Consider the following 19,929-nt stretch of genomic DNA (forward strand, 5'->3'; position numbering starts at 1 on the left):
TGCCCAAGCCGATCACGTAATGTTCTGTTCAGCGGCGCGGGGTGGAGCAGCTCGGTAGCTCGCTGGGCTCATAACCCAGAGGTCGCAGGTTCAAATCCTGCCCCCGCTACAAATTGATGTCTGTGGACATCTGCCAGGCCCGAACTCACGGAAGTGGGTTCGGGCCTGTGTCATTTCCTGGGTTGGTGGTGCGCCGAGAAGCGAGGGACTCATCGACAAGACCGTGTGCCAGCCGCGTGCTGAGGGATGGAGCATCCCTGCGATGGGTACCTTCAAACGGCGTGACGAACCCGAGGACCGCGAGATCCTGTCGTCGACAACTTCTTACAGAATCCACGAAGGACTGTGATCATGACGACCGACTCCTCCATCCCGGGACCCGACGAAGAACGGGTCGGAGCGGCCACGCCCGAAGCCGGCAGCTCAGCCACGGACCCCACCCCTGGGTTCACTCGAGCGAGCGCCGCCTGGGTGGCCACCGGGATCGTGCTGCTGCTGCTGATCCTCCTCATCGTGTTCGTCCTCCAGAACTCGACGAAAGTCGCGATCCACTTCCTCGGTCTTGACGGGACGATCCCCCTCGGGATGGCCCTGTTGATCGCCGCAGTGGGCGGCGGCGTGATGGTAGGCATCGCCGGCGTCGCCCGGGTCACGCAGCTGCGCAGGATCGCCCGACGCACGAGACGAAGTCCGGCGCGCCCCTGACGAGGCCGGCCACGCGTGCGGCGGTCCCTGAGTGTGAGCTTCCCGGGCGGCCGGGTACCCTGTTCTCAGCGACGCGGGGTGGAGCAGCTCGGTAGCTCGCTGGGCTCATAACCCAGAGGTCACAGGTTCAAATCCTGTCCCCGCTACCACAGGAATCGAGAGATTCACCGTTGGCCCTCACCTCAGGTGGGGGCCAACGTGTATTTCGTCGACGTCGTCTCCCGCCGGGGGCCAGGCGAGCGCGTCGGCCAGACGCCTGGCAGCCGGAAGGCGTAGCGCGAGGAGGAAGACGCCGTACCCGAGAGGCGCACCCAGGACGTTCGCGAGCAGGTCGTTGACGTCGGCGACATGCCCTCCGTGCCCAGTGACCGCGTTGAGGAACTGAGCCGCCTCCATCACGAAGCTGAGCGTGAATCCCCACAGCACGACGCGGCGTATCGATCTCACCCCGGCCAGCAGGGACAGCAGGATCCCGAGCGGCATGAACACCACCACGTTCTGGACCATGTCCGCCGCCGAGGTGTTGGTCAGCGGTCGCAGGTTCAGGTACGCGTGCCACGGCACGCCGTAGTCGGGTCTGCCGAGGTAGATCGGCAGCAGGGTGTTGGCCACGATCCCGGCGAGGTAGACGCACGCGAGGGCGCCGCCCAGCACCCGGGGGAGCGTCAGTGCGCCTCGGCGACGCAGGTGGACCAGCACGAGGGCGACGCTCGCGGCCCCGAGCGGGAGGATGACGAGCATCGCCGGGACCTCGCGGTACGCACTGGACAACCTGGCTCCCGGGTCGGTGGGCGGACGGGTCTGAGCAGGCACAACCTAGCCGCCCGACCGGCCCTCCCGACCGGTGCTCGGGTCAACCCTGCGACGCCGCGTACTTCTCGTTCGTGGCCGCGACGATCTCCGCGGCGACCAGGCGCAGCTTCACGTTGCTGGTCTGGGAGGCGCGGACCAGGAACTGGAAGGCCCGTTCCTCGGGGATCTGGTAGCGCTCGGAGACGATGCCCATGGCCTGGCCGATGACCTTGCGGCCGGATGCCGCCTGCTGCAGCTGGTCCTCGGTACGCGCCTGGCCCAGCGCGATCGCGGCGTGAGTGGCGAACAGGTCGGCGACCTGCAAGGACTCTGGCGGAACGGCCTCCGACTCGGTCGAGTACAGATTGAGCCCGCCGATGGTCTCGGCCCCGGTGTAGACCTGCAGGGCCAGCTGGGCGCGCAGCCCCCGCCGGGCGGCCTGGGGCATGTAGTTCGGCCAGCGCTGGTCGTGCCGGGCCCGCTCGACGATGACGACCCGCTCTTCGCGCATCGCGTCGACGCACGGCCCCTCTGCCAGTGAGTACTGGAGCTCGTCGAGGTCCCAGACGAACTGGTCCGTGCCACTCAGGGTCTCGATCCTGCCGTCCTTGTGGATGATCGAGATGCCGGCGTGGTCGAACTCGGGCAGCGCCACCAGTACGGCGTGGACGATGCCGTCCAAGGTGTCCTCCAAGGAGCTGGAGACGTTGATGGCCTTTGCGGCACCCGACAGTGCGGTGGCGACGTTGTCAGAAGCGTTCGCCATGGATCCTCCGAGAGCGGGGCAGGCGGGGCACTCGTGGTGACGCGGGCTACGGCTGTAGCGGCCTGACCTTCGCATCAGGCACCACCCCAGGATAGCCCGGAGGCGGCGCTCGGGCGAGGGCGTGAGCCCCAGGTGGTCGGCCAGCAACCGGGCCGCACGGCACGCGCTGGCGGCACATCCCCTGATGGTCCTGGACCGCGCGCGCGGCCTGGGACGGGCAGCCGGTGCCGTGGAACGGCGGCGGGTATTCCGGCGCGGTGAGTCTCCCGTCACCCGGGTCACCCCTTGACCGAGGGCATATCTTGGTTGGTCTGGCGTCCAGACCTCGGCGTCCCAGGTTGCGTCCCAGGAGGCCTCATGATGGCTACCTCAGATTCCTCCGCAGAGCTGCACGACCAGGCATGGGTCCATCACTTCATCCGACAGATGGGCCGTCCACCGACGCCTGAGGAACGACTGGGTTACGTCCAGACGGCTCCCGCCGCGCCCTGGTACCAGCCGAGGAGGCTCCGTCTCCTCCTGGCCCGGCGGCTGACGTAGCGGCGAGCGCCGTCAGTCGCGGCGGGTGATCGGTGCCTGCAACAGCCCCGCGAGCGCGTCACACAGGAAGTCGCCGGTGTCGCGCCAGGGGGCGGTCTCTCCGGACCGCGCCGCGCGCTCCTCGACCTCGGCGCACGCCGTGGCGACGATGTGGGTGGTGAGCCTCGCCCGCGCTTCGACCACACGGGGGTCCAGGTGCGCCAGTCGCCCGACCAGGGAACGGACGACGTTCGCTGCGACTGAGCCTCCGTGGGCACGGAGGAGTGCGGTGGTGGGCGGGTCGTGCAGCGCCTGGTCCAGGAACCTGGCTCGCCAGGACGGGCTGGGCAGCGAGGCGAAGCGCTCGGTGAGCGGGATCACCAGCGCCCGGATGTCGCCCAGCAGCGAGTCCGACTGCTCGAACAGGCGCTGGTGCTCCGGCTCGAGCCCTTCGCGGTGGCGGGCGACCAGGGCCAGCAGCAGTCCGTCGCGACCGCCGAAGTAGTAGTGCACCGCCGAGTGGTTGCTGTTGCCGGCCGCCTCTGCGACCTGACGGTCGGAGACCGTCGGGATGCCGCGCTCGGCGAAGAGGCGTTCGGCGGCGTCGAGCAGACCCTGCCGGGTATCGGGCCGGGCCATTCTCGTCCTCTCGACGCGGCGGTGATGCAGCGCACCCTATCTAACCCTTTGATTTTAAGTCATCTGACTTAGACTCGGCAGGGGCCCGCACGGGCGCAACACACAGCTGCCGCCATACCCAGCGGCCCGGAGGAGACACGCGTGACCGCATCGACCGACCAGCCCCAGTGGAGCGCCGGGGGCGACGCCGCCACATATCCGCCGCCACCGCCGGAGACGCCGGCCGAGCGCAAGGGCCGCATGGCCGCGCTCTTCGTGATGCCGTTCCTGATCGTGACGATGATGTACGCCACGTACATGGGCACCATGCACAGCCCGCAGGCCCAGGACCTGCCGGTGGCCGTCGTCGGCCAGGGCGCTGAGGTGGAGCGGTTCGCGGCCGAGCTCGAGCGGGAGGCCGACGGTGCCCTGGAGGTGCGCACGGTCGAGGATCGCGCCGAGGTGGACCAGCTGGTCGCGGAGCAGCGGCTCGCCGGAGCCATCGAGCCGCCGGTGAGCAGTCGGGGCAGCGGTGGCGAGGCGACGGCCACCGTCTACCAGGCGATGGCCGCCGGCGCCTCCCAGGCCACGGTGGTCGACCAGCTGCTGCGGCCCGCCGCGCTGGAGCAGGGCTGGCGGGTCGAGACCGTGGACATCGCTCCGCTGCCCGCGGGCGACGGCTCGGGGACCATGGTGCTGTTCGCGGCCATGGGCATGATGCTTGCCGGCTACGTGCCGTTGAGCGGTCTGCTCATGGGCACGCCGAACCTGCTCCGAGTGCGCAGGTTCCTGCCCATCGCGCTGGGCTGGGGCGTGCTGACCAGCTCCCTGGTCTGGCTCATCCTCGGCCCCGTCGTGGGCGCGGTGGAGGGTCACTACCCGCTCTTCCTCGGCGTGGGCACTCTCGCCGTCACCGCAGTCGGTCTCGGACAGCTGCTCTTCACGAAGGTGATGGGCCCGTTCGCCGTCCTGCTGGGGATGCTGCTGTGGGTCATCTTCGGTGTCCCGTCGTCCAACCTGGCCATGTCGGTGCACTCGATGCCGGGCTTCTTCCAGTGGCTGCACGGGGTGCTGCCCCTGCCGGCGGCGGGGGAGTCGTTGCGAGCGATGATCTACTTCGACGGCGTGGGGGTGGGCAAGCACATCGCCACGCTCGCGGCCTGGGCCGTCGGCGCGCTGGTGCTGGCCGTGCTGAAGGAGCGGCGCTCGGGCCACCTCGTGGTCGGTGGTCCGCTCTACACCGCCCCAGACGCACCGTTGCCAGCCCTGTCGGGCGGCCCGGTGGCGCCGTACCGTCGGCGCCTGGTCGCGGTGGCGCTCTTCCCGCTCAGCATCGTGATCACCGTGGTGACGCTGATGAGCCTGTCCATGCACCAGCCCGACGTCCACGACATGCCGGTCGCGGTCGTGGCGTCCAGCGAGCAGGCCGAGGGGATGATCGCGGCGCTCGAGCCTGACCTGGGGCAGTACCTCGACCTGCGACCCGTGGGCTCCACCGAGGAGGCAACAAAGCTCCTCCGCAGCCAGGACCTGGTGGCCGCCTACGTGCTGCCCACCTCACGCACGGAGGGACCGACCCTGCTGACAGCAGGAGGGGCCGGCGCCAGCCAGCAGTCAGCGGTGACGCAGATGTTCGGCGCCGTCGCAGCCGGGAGCGGCGCTGAGCTCACCGTGCAGGACGTCGCGCCGTTGACCGCGGACGACGTCAACGGCGCCAACAGCCTCTACGTCGGCATGGGCTGGATCATGGCCGGGTTCCTGTTCTTCGCCGTGATGCGCGGGGGAGCGCCCGACCTGACCCGCACCCGTCAGCTGCTCCCGCTGGTGGCCGGCTGGTCGGTGGGCATCTCGGTCTGGCTCTGGTTCCTCTACGACGTGCTGATCGGCGCCGTGAACGGGCATGCGCTGGAGCTCATCGGCTACGGCAGCCTGACGGTCTTCGCCGTGGCCTGGGCGAGTGCAGTGCTGATCCGGCCGCTGGGCCTGGGGGCACTCGTCCCAGTGATGGTGGTGGTCATGCTCGCGGGTGTGCCGGCCTCCGGCGGAGGACTGTCGGTCTACATGGTGCCCGAGCTCTTCCGCCCCCTCGCGGACGTGCTGCCCCTTCCGGCGGCCGTGGACATCGCGCGCTCCCTCGTCTACTTCGACGGGGTGGGCATCGGCGGGAACCTCTGGGTGCTGGCGGCCTGGGGGGCGGTCGGCCTGTTGCTCAACGTCCTGGTGGTGGACCGCTGGCTCAACCGGGACGGAGCCCCCTCCCCGGCGCCCATGGGGCCCCGGCATGTCCCGGAGCGGGGAAAGAAGCCTGCCGTCGGCCCGGACGAGAACGACCTCGTGCCGGCAGGGGGCGCGAGGACTCCGTAGGGCACGGGGGCCGAGCCCGACGCAGCAGATCCTGGGGCGAGGTCACCCGGTGAGCGCGTCCAGCTCGGCCCGGACCCGCTCCGGCTCTGCCGCCAGCGGGAGGGTGTCGGGATCCAGGGGCCCGTCGTAGCCGCCCGGCGGGTCGGCCACGAGTGCCGCGAACAGGGGATCGAGATCCTCCTGCTCGGAGCCGGGCTCCGCGATCAGCTCGAAGGTCTTGTGCTCCGCAGCGGGGCACGTCAGGGCCGCCAGGAGAACCCGGGCGATCTGGTCGCGAGCCACGGCGCCGTCCGACGGGCCACCGCTACGTCGCTTGTCGCCTTGCAGGAAGACCAGTCGGCGCTCGTCGTCGCGGTTGTAGTCGAACCAGCCGGGACGCACGATCGTGTACGGATGACCGCTGCGCCGGACCAACCGCTCGGCCCGGCGCTTCCAGTCATGGCCGTGGGTGCTCCGGTTGTAGCCCCCGTCGTGGACGGTCACGCCGATCGACGTCATCAGGGCGATGCGGGCCCGCCGGGGTCCGAGGGTGTCGAGCACGTGGTGGACGACGCCGTAGTCGATGCGTTCGGCGTCCCCCGGGGCGCCGTGGGACCCGTGAGCGAAGACCACCGCGTCGACGCCGTCCACCGCGCGCGGCAGCGTCGTGGGGTCGGTCCCGTCCCCGAGGACCAGCTCGGTGGACGGAGGCAGCAGCAGCTGAGCGCGTGGCAGGTCCCTGACCAGGGCGCGGGCGCTGTGCCCGGACCCCACCGCCTGTGCCGCCACATGACGTCCGACGGTGCCCGTGGCTCCCACGACGAGTACGTGCATGAGCTCCTCCTGCGCAGTCGGGCGTGTCGCGACCGTAGGTCCGGTGCCCGGTGTCCAGGCAGGGGCAAGGGGTGGGAAGACCCGGGCCCTGAGGCTCTGCCCAAGCCGCGGCATGTGGTGCAGCGCACACGGGCTGCCGCTCTCGCGCCTGCATGAGCCACGGGAGCCGGGGTACCTAGGAGCGACTCCTCGGTGGTCGTGCCCGTGCCGCCCGAACCGCTCGACCTACGCCCCCGCCGTCCGGCGACCTGGGACGGAGAAGGAAAGTCATGACGACGCTGTCAACCCCGGAGCACCTGCATCTGAACCGTTCGGTCGTCGAGCACCGACCCGGACTCGACGTCGAGCTGAGCACGCTGCTCGCCCGGCTGCCACGCGCGCCTGGCCCCGATCAGGACGAGGCGCTGGAAGTGATCCGCCGTGCGCTGTCGTGGAAGCTGTTCCTGGCCGATCAGCTCTTGTGGCCGGTGGCCCGCAGGACGGTCCCCTTCGGGGAGGCCCTGGTCCTCCAGGCGCACCAGGAGCACGCGGAGCTGGCCGAGCTGATCGCGCGGCTCGAGGCCGGATCGGTGACGGCCACGCAGTGGGACCGGGTCCTGGACCGTCTGGTGGAGCTGTGGCAGGCACTCGAGCAGGACGAGCAGGACATGCTGCTGCCGGCGCTCAGGAAGCACCTCGGCGCCCGTCTCCTGACCGGGCTCGGTCTGGTGGCGCTGGCGGCCAGTCTGCTCGAGCGCAGCCAGGCCCGGCTGCCCGTGCTGCAGCGCTCGCCGCGCTCCGCCGACGGCGCGACCCTCACGATGGCACTCTGCCCGGACTGCTGAGCTCCATCGCCCGGACGCCGTGGCGGTGCAGGAGCCACCCGCCCACCGTGAGCAGCACGCCGAAGGCGAGGAAGCCCAGGTCCCAGGAGAGCGGGCCACCCAGATCGTCCCGGACGTGGTGGACACCGAGGATCTGGTGGTCGACGAGGCCCTCGACGACGTTGAAGATGCCCCATCCCGCCAGCACCAGGCCGAAGTGGAAGCTCCAGCTGGGCGCAAGACGCCCCTGCCGCCAGGCGATGATCGCGGCGATCGAGGCGGCCAGCACCAGGAACCAGGCGGCGACGTGGAAGAACCCGTCGGCCAGCGTGTTCAGCTCCAGCCCGGCCACGGTGTCGGTCGGCTCCTCGTGGCTGATCATGTGGTGCCACTGCAGGATCTGGTGCAGCACGATGCCGTCGACGAATCCGCCCAGGCCCAGGCCGTAGAGCAGGCCGGAGACCTTCGACGGTGGTCGAGCGGGGGCGAGGTCGCTGTCGGTGGAGTGCTCCATGGCTCGTCGGTACCCAATCCCTCGGCGATCAGACGCGGGCGGTGACCCGTGCGCGGACGAGTCGCGCGCCGGTGGGATGCTGTCTGGTCGCGCCTTCCGACCCGGACGGCGTGACACGGACCGGTAGAGCTGAGAGGGATCGTCGATGAGCGAGGTGGTGGGCGAGCTGGTGCGGGCGCGTGCCGCCTTCGAGCAGCCGACCCTGACCCTGTTGCACCAGCGCCAGGCACCCGTGGTGATCGCGGTCTTCCGGACCGCCTTCGGCCGGGACAACCGGCCGGTTCCCACCAGCAGGCTGCACACGCAGGTGGAGAGCCACTTCTCCGAGCTGCGTCGTGCCGGGCAGACCGAGCTCCCGGCCGGCAGCGGACGCGAGGTGTGCCAGCGGTGGATGCGCGGCCAGTGGCTGGTCCGGGCGCTGGACGAGTCCGGTCAGGAGGTCTACACCCTGACCTCCCACGCCCAGCAGGCACTCGAGCTGGTCAAGACGCTCTCCCGGGATCGGGCCACCCTCAGTGAGCACCGGGTCGCCACCATCCTGACCGCAGTTCGCCGCTTCAACGGCGAGGTCAACCCGGACCGCACGACCCGGGTCGGGATCCTCAACGCCGAGATCGCCCGGATGAGCGCCGAACGTGACCGTCTCGTCGACGGCGAGGAGCTGGAGCCACCCTCGACGGACTACCTCGTCGAGGGCTTCACCGAGCTGCAGCTGCTCATCTCCGCGCTGCCCAGCGACTTCGCCCGGGTGGAGGAGCGGTTCGCCGAGATCCGCGGAGAGATCCTGGCGTCGTTCCGAGCCGAGAACAGGCCCGCCGGTGAGGTCGTCGACGCCTATCTCGCCCGGGCGGACGCCCTGATGACCGCCACGCCCGAGGGGCGTGCCTTCGAAGGGGCCTTCGCCCTGTTGCGCGACGACGCGATGGTGGCCCGCCTGCGCGAGGACATCAACGCGCTGCTGGACCACCCGCTCGCCGGGGGGCTGCTCGCCGAGGCCGACCGGGCGGAGCTGCGAGGGACGGTGCGGTTGATCCGCGACGGGCTGGACCGGGTGCTCTCACAGCGGTCCCGGGTCACCTCCACGCTCAAGGACTACATCGTCTCGCACGACGCCGCCCGTGACCGCGAGCTGGAACAGACGCTGCGACAGATCGAGTCCGAGCTGATGGGCTGGCTGTCCGGCACCGGTCCGCGCGCCACCCTCGACCTGCCGCTGCTGCCGGCCCGGGTGGAGGTCGAGCACTTCCGCGAGCGGTTCTACGACCCGGCCGACGACGTGGCCCCGGACCGGCTCGCCGAGGTGGCCAGCGAGACGGCCCAGCCCCCCTCCTACGGCGAGCTGATCGCCCAGGGCGGCCCGTCGTTGCCGCTGCTGAGGGAGCGGCTCGAGGCAGCCATGGAGTCGGCGGACCCGGCGACCTCCCTGGGCGAGGTCTTCGGCTCCCTGGACGAGGCGCTGCGGCGTCCCGTGGAGATCCTCGGCCTGCTGCACCTGGCCGCCGAGCTCGACCTGACACCCGACGCGGACCGCGAGCACTACCGCACGTTCCGACCTGACGGCTCCGAGCGCACCTTCGCGGTGCCGCGGGTGCCGTTGCCCGACCCCGACCCCGACCGCGCCGCCCCGTTGGAGGACTCATGAGCACCGTCGACACCCAGGGCCTGGCGCCGGACCTGGTCGAGGACCTGGCCGAGGACCTGGCAGAGGACCTGGCAGAGGACCTGGACGAGGAGATCGAGGACGCCGACTCGGTCTCCCTCTTCGAAGGTGACGAGGGGGGACTGGAGCACTCCGTGCGACGGGCTCTCGTCACGCTGCTCAAGCAGCGGTTCATCAGTGCTCGCACCCACCCCCGGGTGTGGCAGGTCCTGATGGACAACGAGCGGATCCTGAGGTCCCGGCTCAACGACCTGTTCCTGGACCTGCGGGTCGACCGGGTGCGTGAGGTCGCGTGGAAGCGCCAGGCCGTCCCCGAGGCGGGCGACCGCTTCCCGACCCTGCTCCACGACACCGCGTGGAGCCGGGAGGAGACGGTGGTCCTGGTCCACCTCCGGGACCGCTACCGGGCGGCCGCAGCAGCCGGCGAGGGGCGGGCGTACGTCGACCGCGAGGACGTCGTGGAGCATGTCGCCGGGTTCGCACCCGCGCACGCGACCGACCTTGCGGGCGTCGAGAGGCGGGCGCGGAGCGCCGTGGCCAGCGTCGCGAAGTCCGGTCTGCTGATCGGCGCTCCCAACGACGACCGCTTCGAGATCAGCGAGGCCGTGGAGTCCCTGCTGCCCCTGGAGCTGCTCACCGTGCTGCTGGAGGAGCTGCGGCGCGGCAACGAGCCCGAGCCGCCCCGGCCGGAGGAGGGACTCTTCGACGGGCCGCCGGCGGAGGCCGACGACCTGGATCTGGATGACGACGACAGGGACGAAGACGAATGAGCGTGCCGAGCGATCCCCTGACCGCCGTCGATGCGGAGTCCAACGGGCTGGCCCACGCCGACGCCCAGCGGGACGGTGGCGACGACGGCTGGGCGCCGGGGCTGTTCGCGCACGAGCTCGTCGCCAACCCCACCGACGACACCCTGCAGTGGCGTGCCGAGCTCTTCCAGCTGGTCAACTGGGGCGGCTTCTCCGGCCGCGCCGCCGTGGACCTCCGCGCCGACTCCACGATGATCTCCGGCGCCTCCGGCGTCGGCAAGAGCACCGTGCTCGACGCCTACACCGCGCTGATGATGCCCTCGGACGCGAAGTTCAACGGCGCCTCGAACGACGCGGTGGCCGGCCGGGCCCGAGGCGTGGGACAGCGCAACCTGCTGTCCTACCTGCGCGGTGCCGTGGACGTCGTGGACGATCCCCGCACCGGGCGCCCGGTGGAGTCGCTGCTGCGCGGGCGCAGCGGCGACACCTGGGGCGCGATCGCCATGACCTTCGTCAACGACGAGGAGCGCCGCTTCACCGTCCTGCGCACCTACTACGTCCCGCGCCGGGCGACCCGGTCCGCGGACGTGGCGATGCAGCTGGCGACGATCGACGCCCCCGTCGACCTGGGCACCCTCGAGGCCGCCGTGCCGGACCGCTTCCACGCCAACACGCTGAAGAAGCTCTACCCGGGCGTTCGGGTGCACCGGACCTACGCCGAGTTCGCCGCGCTGCTCCACGCCCGGCTGGGCATCGGCGCCAACGGTGACGGCGCCAAGGCGCTCCGGCTCCTGGCCCGGATCCAGGCCGGCAACCAGGTGCGCAGCGTGGACGAGCTGTACAAGGACATGGTGCTGGAGCGGCCCGCCACCTTCGCGGCCGCGGACCGCGCCGTCGAGCACTTCGACGACCTGGAGTCGGCGTACCGCGCGATGCGCACCGAGGAGCAGAAGCAGGAGCTGCTCGCCCCGATCCCCGAGCTGCACCAGCGCCGGGCGGCCGCACGCGCCCGGGCCGAGGAGCTCGACGCGTTCGGCGTCACGGCCCCGGGGGACAGCCCCGTGCGGCTGTGGCTGCTGCGCACCCACTCGGCGCTGCTCGAGGCAGCCGTCCAGGCCAACCGAATCGGTCGGGCGCAGGCTGCCGACGAGCTGCGGGCCAGCGTGCGCACGGTGGGCGCGCTGGAGGAGGAGCTGGAGGCCGCCAAGCAGGGGCACCGGGCCGCGGGTGGTGCCACCCTGGAGCGGCTGGCCGGCGAGATCGAGCGGGAGCAGGCGCGTCGGGCCGAGCGGGTGGCCCGGCGCGGTGCGCTGCTGGAGCGGCTGGCCCCCCTGCTGGTGCCGGGGTCGGCGAGCGACCCGGAGCCGGTCGCCGACGCACTGGAGTCGCGTGCCGGGTTCGGCCGGCTGATCGCCCGTGCCGAGTGCTGGCTCGCCGAGCACCCGGAGGCTGCCGCGTCGTTGCGGGACCGGCGTGACGAGGTCATGGCCTCCCGCTACCCGCTGATGGCTCGCCGCACCGAGCTGCAGGCCGAGCGGGCCTCCATGGAGGGACGCTCGGGGCGGGTCCCGGAGCAGCTGCACGCACTGCGCGCGGAGGTGGCTCGGGCCAGCGGCCTCAGCACCGAGGCGCTGCCCTTCGTCGCCGAGCTGGTCGACCTGGCACCCGCGGAGTCCCGGTGGCGGCTGGCCGTCGAGACGGTGCTGGGCGGGGCCGCGCGCCAGCTGCTGGTGCCGCTGGACCGGCTGGAGGAGTTCTCCGCCGCCATCGACGACGTGCACCTGCGCGGCCGGCTGACCTTCGTCGGCGCCGAGCAGCACCTGGAGCCGGCGGCGCCCACCGACGGCGCTCACGTCGCGGGCAAGCTGGTCTTCCGGGACTCGCCGTTCCTGGGGTGGGTGCAGCGGCACGTGGCTGACCCGTCGCGCAACGCGCTGTGCGTGGAGTCCGCCGACGGGCTGGTCGGCGACGGTCTCCGGGTCACCCTGGCGGGTCAGACCCGTTCGGGGCGACGGGGCTCGCACGGCCGGGGTGAGCGGCGCAACATCATCGGCTTCAGCAACGTCGATGCGCTGGCCGAGGTGGACCGCGAGCTGGCCTCCCTCGAGGACGCGCTGGCCGCGCTGGACGAGGAGCTGCGGGAGGTGGAGTCCCGGGCGCGGGTGCTGGACCTGCACCGGACGGCGTACGCCGCGGTGGGCGGGCACGGGTACGACGACCTCGACGTGCTCTCCTGCGACGCCCGGATCGCCGATCTCGAGCGACGTCGAGCCGAGATCCTGGGCGCCGACGACCAGCTGAGCACCGCCGAGCAGCAGATGGCCGAGGTGGAGTCCGCCCTGGAGGAGGCACGGACTCACCGCTTCCGGTTGGAGGAGCGGACCCGCGTCCTGGAGCGGGAGCATGGCGACCTGGTGGAGTCCGAGGACCAGGTCAGCGACGAGCTGGAACGGGTCGTGCGGCGCGGAGACCCCGTCCTCACGCCGGAGCAGGCGACGCGGCTGGACGAGGAGTTCGCGGCGGCCTGTGCCCCCGACGACCCGAGCGACCTGGCGCGCTTCCACGAGAACTCCGCGCGACTCCAGGCCCGGCTCACCGGTGCGGTCGCCAGCGCCCAGGTCGAGGCGGAGCACGCCGAGCGGGAGCTCACCGCCATCTTCCGCGCCTACCAGCTGCAGTGGGAGGACCCCAACCTCGGTACCGGCCCGGAGTCCTACTCCGACTATGCCCGCATCCTGACCGGAATCGCCGAGACCGGGCTGGCGCAGCGGCGCGGGGAGTGGCGCCGTCGCCTCACCGAGTGGAGCGGCCAGGACCTGGTCCCGCTGGCGGGCGCCATGTCGTCGTCGGTGGAGGAGATCGAGGACCGGCTCGAACCGATCAACGCCATCCTGCGCAAGCTCGAGTTCGGTGCCGAGAAGGACCGGCTGCGGATCCGGCTCCGTCGTCTCGCCCCGGCGCACGTGCAGGCCTTCCTGCGCGACCTGCGGGACCTCTCCCGCCCTCCGTCCGGCGAGCTGGACGAGGAGCAGATGACAGCCCGCTTCCGCTCCCTGAGCCGGTTCATGGACCAGCTGCGCCGACCCGAGCCGGGATCGGGCCCCGAGGGCGGCGCCGACCGCGACCGGCTGCTCGACGTACGTCGGCACGTGGAGGTGAGCGCCGAGCGCTACGACCGCCTGACCGGGGAGCTGCGCGCCACCTACCGGACGCTGGGGGAGAAGAGCGGTGGTGAGAGCCAGGAGCTGGTCGCCTTCATCATCGGCTCCGCCCTGAGGTTCCGCCTCGGCGACGAGATGCGTTCGCGGCCCCGCTTCGCACCGGTCTTCCTCGACGAGGGCTTCGTCAAGGCGGACTCGGAGTTCGCCGGGCGAGCCGTCCGCGCCTGGCGCGGGCTGGGCTTCCAGCTGGTGATCGGGGTGCCTCTGGACAAGGTGACCGGCCTGGAGCCGCACATGGACCAGCTGCTGGTGATCACCAAGCACACCTCGACCCATCTCTCCGCCATCCACGCCATCACCGAGGTCGAGAACGTCGGTTGACCCCCCCGCCGGGTGTGAACCGTCTCACTATCCACGCCTGGGGGCGGGCCTCTCGATTCGACTTCTGAGGCGTGTCGGCGTTCAACTCGATGAGTCGCGGTGCCCGCGGCACGGCGCGGTCGCAGCCCAGTCCCGGTCCAGAGCCAGGGGTACGGAGGGAGCGTTCGCCGCAGCCGCGCGGGCCACCTGGATGCCTGAGGCATACCTGGGTCGCCGTGGCCTCAGCGCCCATCCCTGCGGCGTTGCGTCCGATCGCCCGTACCTGGGCGAAGAGAAGCAAACGAGGTATTGCACGTGCGTGCACCCATTCGTCATCACGGCGTCCTGCGCCAGCTCACCCGGACCACGGTGGCCGCCACGGCCGCGGCCGTGGCCGTCAGCCTGATCCCGGGCAGCGCCATCGCTGCCACCCCGACCGCCGCCGACACTGCGGTGGAGGTACCGGTCCGGCTCAAGGTCGCCGACCGCGCCGCCGAGAAGGTGGCCACCCCCAAGCAGGTCTGGCCTGCCACGATGCTCTCCAGCCGCGGCGTGAAGGTGGACCACGACGACCTGATCGACGTCGTCCGCAAGGGCCGGCACGTCAAGGGCGACCGGCGCCGCCTGCGCCAGGGCGACACCGTCAAGGTCATCCGGGTCAAGAAGGACTCGGTGATCCGCCGGGTGCGGATCGCTCCGGGGACGGTGACCGTGTCGGTCACCTCGCTGAAGCCGGGCCGCCGCAAGGTCGTCGCGCCCGGCCGTCCCGGCGTACGACGCGTCAAGGTGGCGCGCACCCGCCACAACGGGGACGTGGTCAAGAGGCGGGTCGTGTCGCGCACCACGGTGCGGGCAGCCAAGCCCCGCCGCGTCCTGGTGGGTCGCAAGGCCGCCCCGGTGGCGGCCTCCGACGGCCTCAACTGGACCGCGCTGGCCAAGTGCGAGTCCGGCGGCAACCCGCGGGCCGTCAATCCCGCCGGCTACTACGGTCTCTACCAGTTCGACATCGGCACCTGGCGCAGCGTCGGGGGCCGCGGCATGCCGAGCCAGGCGTCGCCGGCGGAGCAGACCCTGCGCGCCAAGATCCTGCACAAGTCGCGGGGCAGCTCGCCCTGGCCTTACTGCGGCCGGTTCCTCTGAGGTAACTGCTCGGGCCTTCCGTCTCGCTGGTCCAGACCGACGGTCAGGAGTTGCCCGGTTCCGCCCGTGCCGGGCGTGAGGTCGGCCTAGCGTGTGGCGCGTGCATCCCCACCAGCAGCTCGCCGTACGACGTCCGGCCTCGCCCGGCACGGGCCGGCCGCGCCATGTCTCGGCGGTCAGGGCGGTGGTCCACGCCTGGGACCAGCTCTCGGAGCGCGAGCGGCGCGCAGTGGAGCTGTCGCTGCCCGATGAGCTGTGGCGGACGCTGCAGCGCGTGGTGGATCCGTTCGCACTCCGGGGCCACGCTGACGCCGCTGCCCTGGCCGTGGCCTACCGCCGTGCCGTCGGGGCCGCCGAGACCGGGGACGACGAGCTGGCCGAGGTGCTGGGGTTCCCCCTCTACTGGGGAGTGGCCCGGCTCGCTCAGAACCTGACATGACTCTGTAGCGTGGTGGCAGCGTCGGCTGCCCGGCCACGCAGCGCAGAAGGAGGACAGGCCACCGATGTCGGCTCAGGAGCCCGCGTGGGCTGACTCGTACGGCCCCGGCGTCCCACTCCACCTCGACTACGGCGACACCACCGTGCTCGACCTGCTCGAGCGCTCCGTCGAACGGCACGCCGACCGACCCGCCCTCGACTTCCTGGGGGCCACCACCTCCTACCGCGAGCTCGATGAGGCGGTACGCCGGGTTGCCGGCGGTCTCAGCAGGCTCGGCGTCGGCCCCGGTGACAACGTGGCGCTGGTGATGCCGAACTGCCCGCAGAACGTCGTCGCGTTCTTCGCCGTGCTGCGCCTGGGGGCCACCGTCGTGGAGCACAACCCGCTCTACACCGCGGGCGAGCTCCGGCCGGCCTTTGCCGACCATGGTGCGCGGGTCGCGGTGGTCTGGGACAAGGTCGTGCCCGTGGTCGAGGAGCTGCGGGAAGGCTGCGCGCTGGAGCACGTCGTCGCGGTGGACCTGACCCGCGAGCTGCCGCCGCTGAAGCGACTCGCCCTGCGGCTGCCCATCGCCAAGGCCAGGGCCGCCCGCGAGCAGCTGACGAGCCCGGCGCCCGGTGCCCTGCCGTGGCACGACCTCCTGTCCTCGCCGCCCCTGGACCCGGCGCACCCGCGGCCGAGCGTCGACGACGTCGCCCTGCTGCTGTACACCTCGGGCACCACTGGCCGGCCGAAGGGGGTGCCGCTGCGCCACCGCAACCTGGTCGCGAACGTGCTGCAGGGCCAGGCCTGGGTTCCTGGGCTGGCGGACGGGGCGGAGACCTTCCTGGTACCTCTCCCGCTCTTCCACGCCTACGGCGTCACGGTGAGTGTGCTGCTCGGCATCTCCTTGGCGGCCAAGCTGGTGCTGCTGCCCAAGCCCGACATCGACCTGATCATGGACGCGATCAAGCGCGGCGTGCCCAGCTTCGTGCCGGCGGTCCCGCCGCTCTACCAGCGGATCGTGGACGAGGCGGAGCGCCGGGGGACCTCGATCAAGGGGATCCGTTACGGCCTCTCCGGCGCGATGCCGCTGCCGTCCGCGCTCGTCGAGCGGTGGGAGACGGCGACCGGAGGGCTGCTGGTCGAGGGCTACGGCCTCACCGAGACCTCGCCCGTCATCGTGGGCAACCCGATGACCTCCTCGCGGCGGCCCGGGTCGATCGGCGTCCCCTTCCCGGACGTGGAGATCAGGCTGGCCGACCCCGAGGACCTGGACCGCGTCGTGGCGCCGGGGGAGCAGGGCGAGCTGCTGGTCAGGGGACCACAGGTGTTCTCCGGCTACCGCGGGCTGCCGGACGAGACCGAGGCCGCCTTCCACGACGGATGGTTCCGCACCGGGGACGTGGTCACCATGTCGCCCGACGGCTTCCTGACGATCGTGGACCGCATCAAGGAGGTCATCATCACCGGGGGCTTCAACGTCTACCCGTCCGAGGTCGAGGCCGCGATCCGGACGCACGACGGGGTCCTCGACGTAGCGGTGGTCGGGGTCCGCGACGAGGAGGGGACCGAGCAGGTGGTCGCCGCGGTGGTGCTGGAGGACGGAGTCGACCTGCAGCCGGAGGACCTGCGCGCACATGCGCGGCAGGCCCTGACCGGCTACAAGGTGCCCCGGCGCGTGGTGTTCGTGGAGGAGCTGGCGACGAACCCCATGGGCAAGGTGCTGCGCCGCGAGGTCGCGGAGTCGCTCGGCTCCTCCTAGTTCCCTGGCCCGAGTCCGTCCGCCTACGGCGGGCGCGTGCGTCTCAGTAATCGAACACCTGCTTGATATCGTGCCCGAAATCTCTCGGTGAACGGTCGTCAAGGAGCCAAGGTGCCGGAATTCACGGTCGACACCGCGTCGGACGCGGACGGTCGGCACGTGGTCACTCCCCGTGGCGAGCTGGACGTCGCGACCCACCGCCATCTTCGCGAGTCCATCCATGAGCTGGTGCTCGCCGGGAAGGTGCACATCGTGGTCGACCTCAACCACACCACCTTCCTGGACTCCACCGCGCTCGGCACGTTGATCAGTGCCCGGCGCCGGACGCACGCGCTCAAAGGCTCGTTCGCCATCCGGTGCGACGACGAGCGCCTGCTCCAGGTCTTCCGCGTCACCAGCCTCGACCGGGTGTTCACGATGATTCGCTCGGCCTAGCGGCAAAGCCCGCTGGTGCCGGCGAGGTGAGTTCTGGAGGGCGAATGGGTACGAACGCGGTTCAGCCCACCCCCAGGAGGACACGTAATCGTGTTGGACAAGAACGAAGCACCCCAGATCCCCGGCGCTCCCGGTGTCGAGCCCCCGTCCCTGGAGGAGCCCACCGCTCCCCGGGAGCCCTTGCCGTCCAAGCCCGACCAGAGCGCCCCCGAGACCGGCACGGCCACGGGCCGTCGCGTCGGCAAGCCGACCGACCGCAACCAGCAGGGCGCCTACCTCACCACCTCGACCGGCACCCGGCTGCGCGACACCGACCACTCCCTGAAGGCCGGCGAGCGTGGACCCACCCTGCTCCAGGACCACCACCTCAGGGAGAAGATCACCCACTTCGACCACGAGCGCATCCCGGAGCGCGTGGTGCACGCCCGCGGGGCCGGTGCCCACGGGGTCTTCGAGGGCTACGGCTCGGCAGAGGGCATCTCGATGGCAGGGGTCTTCGCCAAGGGCAAGGAGACCCCGGTCTTCGTGCGCTTCTCCACCGTGCTGGGCTCGCGCGGATCCTCCGACACCGTGCGCGACACCCGCGGCTTCGCCACGAAGTTCTACACCGACGAAGGCGTGTGGGACCTGGTGGCCAACAACATGCCGGTCTTCTTCATCCAGGACGGCATCAAGTTCCCCGACGTCATCCACGCCGCCAAGCCGCACCCGGACCGGGAGATCCCGCAGGCGCAGAGCGCCCACGACACCTTCTGGGACTTCGTCTCGCTGCACACCGAGGCGCAGCACCACACCATGTGGAACATGTCCGACCGCGGCATCCCGCGTTCCTACCGGATGATGGAGGGCTTCGGTGTCAACACCTTCCGCCTGATCAACGCCGCCGGTGAGACGACGCTGGTGAAGTTCCACTGGAAGCCCAAGCTCGGCGTGCACTCCCTGACCTGGGAGGAGGCGCAGATGATCAACGGTATCGACCCCGACTTCCACCGCCGCGACCTGTACGACGCCATCGAGTCCGGCGCCTTCCCCGAGTGGGAGTTGGGCGTGCAGGTCTTCCCGGACGAGCCCGACCAGATGTTCGCCGGGATCGACCTGCTGGACCCCACCAAGATCGTCCCGGAGGAGCTCGCGCCGGTGCAGCCGCTGGGCCGCCTGGTGCTCAACGGCAACCCGACGAACTTCTTCGCCGAGACCGAGCAGGTCGCGTTCCACGTGGGTCACGTGGTGCCCGGCATCGACTTCACCGACGACCCGCTGCTGCAGACGCGGCTCTTCTCCTACGTCGACACCCAGCTGACCCGGCTGGGCGGGCCGAACTTCAACCAGATCCCGATCAACCGGACCCACGCCCCGGTCAACGACATGCTCCGTGACGGCTTCCACCAGCAGGCCGTGCACTCGGGTGTGGCGCCGTACAAGCCGAACTCGCTGGACGGCGGCTGCCCGTTCCAGGCGGGCGCGGACCTGACCGAGGAGCAGACGCGGGCGTTCGTGGACGCGGCCGCGACGATCGCGGCTGCCACCAAGGTGCGTGCCAACCCGGTGACCTTCGACGACCACTACAGCCAGGTGCGCCTGTTCTGGCAGTCCATGACCCCGGTGGAGAAGGAGCACATCATCCGGGCCTACTCCTTCGAGCTCGGCAAGTGCTACGAGCAGGCGGTCAAGGAGCGCCAGCTGCAGTGCCTGGCCAACATCGACCCGGTGCTCTGCCAGGAGGTCGCGACCGCACTGGGTCTCCCGGCGCCGGCACCCACCGAAGAGCTGGCCGCAGTCGAGCCCAGCCCGGCGCTCTCGCAGGTCGGGGAGACCTGGCCTCTGGACGGCCGCATCATCGGCATCCTGGTGGGCGACGACGAGGACCTCGCCGACGTCGCCGGGGTGCAGACCGCGATCCGCGCCGCCGGGATGGTCCCCTTCCTGGTCGGTCCGCACGGCGGGATGATCGGTGGGCTGCCGGTGCAGCGCACCCTCGCCACCGGCCGCTCGGTCGAGCTCGACGCCGTGCTCGTGGCGCGCACCCCGGCGCCCGCGCCGGACGCCCTCACCGCGCGGGACGAGAAGGCCGGTGCGCCCGGAGTCGCCGCGGACGCGCGCGCGATCATGATGGTCCAGGAGTGCTTCCGGCACTCCAAGGCGATCGGCGCCTGGGGCGCGGGCGCCCCGCTGCTCGACGCGGCCGGCGTCGCCGGATCGGCGGGCGTGGTCTCCGGGGATGACGCCGAGACCGTGGTAGCCGGTTTGCTGGAGCTGATGAAGACCCACCGGGTCTGGGAGCGCTTCGGTACCAGCCCCGCGGTCGCCTGAGGAATGAGCGTTGGGACCGGGGCCTGGCCCCGGTCCC

Annotated in this window: 16 protein-coding genes and 2 tRNA genes; 13 read left to right on the forward strand and 5 right to left on the reverse strand. The window is 71.3% G+C overall.

Translation table 11 applies throughout. The features are described 5' to 3' along the window. Nucleotides 1–35 precede the first annotated feature (35 nt). The 3 genes from C5H89_RS16585 to C5H89_RS16595 all read left to right on the forward strand — a co-directional run bounded on the left by C5H89_RS16585 (nt 36) and on the right by C5H89_RS16595 (nt 854). Nucleotides 36–109, forward strand: a tRNA-Met gene (locus tag C5H89_RS16585). Between the two features lie 242 nt (nt 110–351). After that, nucleotides 352–705, forward strand: coding sequence for a LapA family protein (locus tag C5H89_RS16590; RefSeq protein WP_104108140.1), 354 nt, complete (start codon nt 352–354; stop codon nt 703–705). Between the two features lie 72 nt (nt 706–777). Beyond that, a tRNA-Met gene (locus C5H89_RS16595) sits at nt 778–854 on the forward strand. A gap of 28 nt (nt 855–882) precedes the next feature. Here C5H89_RS16595 and C5H89_RS16600 read toward each other — a convergent pair. From C5H89_RS16600 to C5H89_RS16610, 3 genes are all read right to left on the reverse strand, one after another. Beyond that, nucleotides 883–1,476, reverse strand: a complete 594-nt coding sequence (locus C5H89_RS16600; RefSeq protein WP_162799431.1) for a VanZ family protein — start codon at nt 1,474–1,476, stop codon at nt 883–885. An 82-nt stretch (nt 1,477–1,558) separates the two neighbouring features. Then, nucleotides 1,559–2,263 carry a GAF and ANTAR domain-containing protein gene (locus tag C5H89_RS16605; RefSeq protein ID WP_162799432.1) on the reverse strand — a complete coding sequence of 235 codons (705 nt, stop codon included), beginning with the start codon at nt 2,261–2,263 and terminating at the stop codon, nt 1,559–1,561. Between the two features lie 552 nt (nt 2,264–2,815). Next, nucleotides 2,816–3,421 (reverse strand): TetR/AcrR family transcriptional regulator, encoded by a 606-nt coding sequence (locus C5H89_RS16610; RefSeq protein ID WP_104108087.1) that lies wholly within the window; start codon nt 3,419–3,421, stop codon nt 2,816–2,818. Between the two features lie 141 nt (nt 3,422–3,562). Between C5H89_RS16610 and C5H89_RS16615 the strand changes: the two genes are divergently transcribed. Further along, nucleotides 3,563–5,764: an ABC transporter permease gene (locus tag C5H89_RS16615; RefSeq protein WP_205305090.1), complete on the forward strand. Its 2,202-nt coding sequence runs from the start codon at nt 3,563–3,565 to the stop codon at nt 5,762–5,764. A gap of 42 nt (nt 5,765–5,806) precedes the next feature. Here C5H89_RS16615 and C5H89_RS16620 read toward each other — a convergent pair whose 3' ends face one another. Then, complete coding sequence (locus C5H89_RS16620; RefSeq protein WP_104108088.1) at nt 5,807–6,577, reverse strand: SDR family oxidoreductase; 771 nt, start codon at nt 6,575–6,577, stop codon at nt 5,807–5,809. Nucleotides 6,578–6,846: 269 nt separating this feature from the next. On the opposite strand from C5H89_RS16620, the gene C5H89_RS16625 reads away from it, so the two are divergent. Continuing rightward, a complete protein-coding gene (locus C5H89_RS16625; protein ID WP_104108089.1) occupies nt 6,847–7,401 on the forward strand; it encodes a hemerythrin domain-containing protein in 555 nt (184 codons plus the stop codon). Here C5H89_RS16625 and C5H89_RS16630 read toward each other — a convergent pair. Beyond that, entirely contained in the window at nt 7,373–7,894 is a 522-nt protein-coding gene (locus C5H89_RS16630) for a DUF2243 domain-containing protein (RefSeq protein ID WP_104108090.1), read from the reverse strand. The two genes, C5H89_RS16625 and C5H89_RS16630, sit on opposite strands and share 29 nt — an antisense overlap. Nucleotides 7,895–8,039: 145 nt before the next feature. On the opposite strand from C5H89_RS16630, the gene C5H89_RS16635 reads away from it, so the two are divergent. The 8 genes from C5H89_RS16635 (at nt 8,040) to C5H89_RS16670 (ending at nt 19,892) form a co-directional block, all read left to right on the forward strand. After that, the gene (locus C5H89_RS16635; RefSeq protein ID WP_104108091.1) at nt 8,040–9,536 is read left to right on the forward strand and encodes a DUF3375 domain-containing protein; all 1,497 of its coding nucleotides are present in this window, start codon (nt 8,040–8,042) and stop codon (nt 9,534–9,536) included. Next, nucleotides 9,533–10,324, forward strand: a complete 792-nt coding sequence (locus tag C5H89_RS16640) for a DUF4194 domain-containing protein (protein WP_104108092.1) — start codon at nt 9,533–9,535, stop codon at nt 10,322–10,324. Before C5H89_RS16635 ends, C5H89_RS16640 begins: the two co-directional genes overlap by 4 nt. Next, nucleotides 10,321–13,845 carry an SbcC/MukB-like Walker B domain-containing protein gene (locus tag C5H89_RS16645; RefSeq protein ID WP_104108093.1) on the forward strand — a complete coding sequence of 1,175 codons (3,525 nt, stop codon included), beginning with the start codon at nt 10,321–10,323 and terminating at the stop codon, nt 13,843–13,845. Before C5H89_RS16640 ends, C5H89_RS16645 begins: the two co-directional genes overlap by 4 nt. A gap of 294 nt (nt 13,846–14,139) precedes the next feature. After that, nucleotides 14,140–14,964: a resuscitation-promoting factor gene (locus C5H89_RS19405; protein WP_104108094.1), complete on the forward strand. Its 825-nt coding sequence runs from the start codon at nt 14,140–14,142 to the stop codon at nt 14,962–14,964. 100 nt (nt 14,965–15,064) lie between these two features. Further along, entirely contained in the window at nt 15,065–15,403 is a 339-nt protein-coding gene (locus C5H89_RS16655) for a hypothetical protein (RefSeq protein ID WP_162799433.1), read from the forward strand. Nucleotides 15,404–15,467: 64 nt separating this feature from the next. Beyond that, nucleotides 15,468–17,147 carry a long-chain-fatty-acid--CoA ligase gene (locus C5H89_RS16660; RefSeq protein ID WP_104108096.1) on the forward strand — a complete coding sequence of 560 codons (1,680 nt, stop codon included), beginning with the start codon at nt 15,468–15,470 and terminating at the stop codon, nt 17,145–17,147. A gap of 111 nt (nt 17,148–17,258) precedes the next feature. Then, nucleotides 17,259–17,582, forward strand: coding sequence for an STAS domain-containing protein (locus C5H89_RS16665; RefSeq protein WP_205305091.1), 324 nt, complete (start codon nt 17,259–17,261; stop codon nt 17,580–17,582). 90 nt (nt 17,583–17,672) lie between these two features. Beyond that, nucleotides 17,673–19,892 (forward strand): catalase, encoded by a 2,220-nt coding sequence (locus tag C5H89_RS16670; RefSeq protein WP_240181922.1) that lies wholly within the window; start codon nt 17,673–17,675, stop codon nt 19,890–19,892. The last annotated feature ends 37 nt before the right edge of the window (nt 19,893–19,929 follow it).

It is taken from the genome of Nocardioides sp. 616, from assembly GCF_002930065.1.
Lineage (GTDB): Bacteria > Actinomycetota > Actinomycetes > Propionibacteriales > Nocardioidaceae > Nocardioides > Nocardioides houyundeii.

What these genes read in the sequence shown, in the direction of transcription:
- C5H89_RS16590 (WP_104108140.1), top strand. Translation starts at nt 352, where the DNA reads ATGACGACCGACTCCTCCATCCCGGGACCCGACGAAGAACGGGTCGGA.
- C5H89_RS16605 (WP_162799432.1), bottom strand. Translation starts at nt 2,263, where the DNA reads ATGGCGAACGCTTCTGACAACGTCGCCACCGCACTGTCGGGTGCCGCA.
- C5H89_RS16610 (WP_104108087.1), bottom strand. Translation starts at nt 3,421, where the DNA reads ATGGCCCGGCCCGATACCCGGCAGGGTCTGCTCGACGCCGCCGAACGC.
- C5H89_RS16620 (WP_104108088.1), bottom strand. Translation starts at nt 6,577, where the DNA reads ATGCACGTACTCGTCGTGGGAGCCACGGGCACCGTCGGACGTCATGTG.
- C5H89_RS16625 (WP_104108089.1), top strand. Translation starts at nt 6,847, where the DNA reads ATGACGACGCTGTCAACCCCGGAGCACCTGCATCTGAACCGTTCGGTC.
- C5H89_RS16630 (WP_104108090.1), bottom strand. Translation starts at nt 7,894, where the DNA reads ATGGAGCACTCCACCGACAGCGACCTCGCCCCCGCTCGACCACCGTCG.
- C5H89_RS16635 (WP_104108091.1), top strand. Translation starts at nt 8,040, where the DNA reads ATGAGCGAGGTGGTGGGCGAGCTGGTGCGGGCGCGTGCCGCCTTCGAG.
- C5H89_RS16640 (WP_104108092.1), top strand. Translation starts at nt 9,533, where the DNA reads ATGAGCACCGTCGACACCCAGGGCCTGGCGCCGGACCTGGTCGAGGAC.
- C5H89_RS16645 (WP_104108093.1), top strand. Translation starts at nt 10,321, where the DNA reads ATGAGCGTGCCGAGCGATCCCCTGACCGCCGTCGATGCGGAGTCCAAC.
- C5H89_RS16660 (WP_104108096.1), top strand. Translation starts at nt 15,468, where the DNA reads ATGTCGGCTCAGGAGCCCGCGTGGGCTGACTCGTACGGCCCCGGCGTC.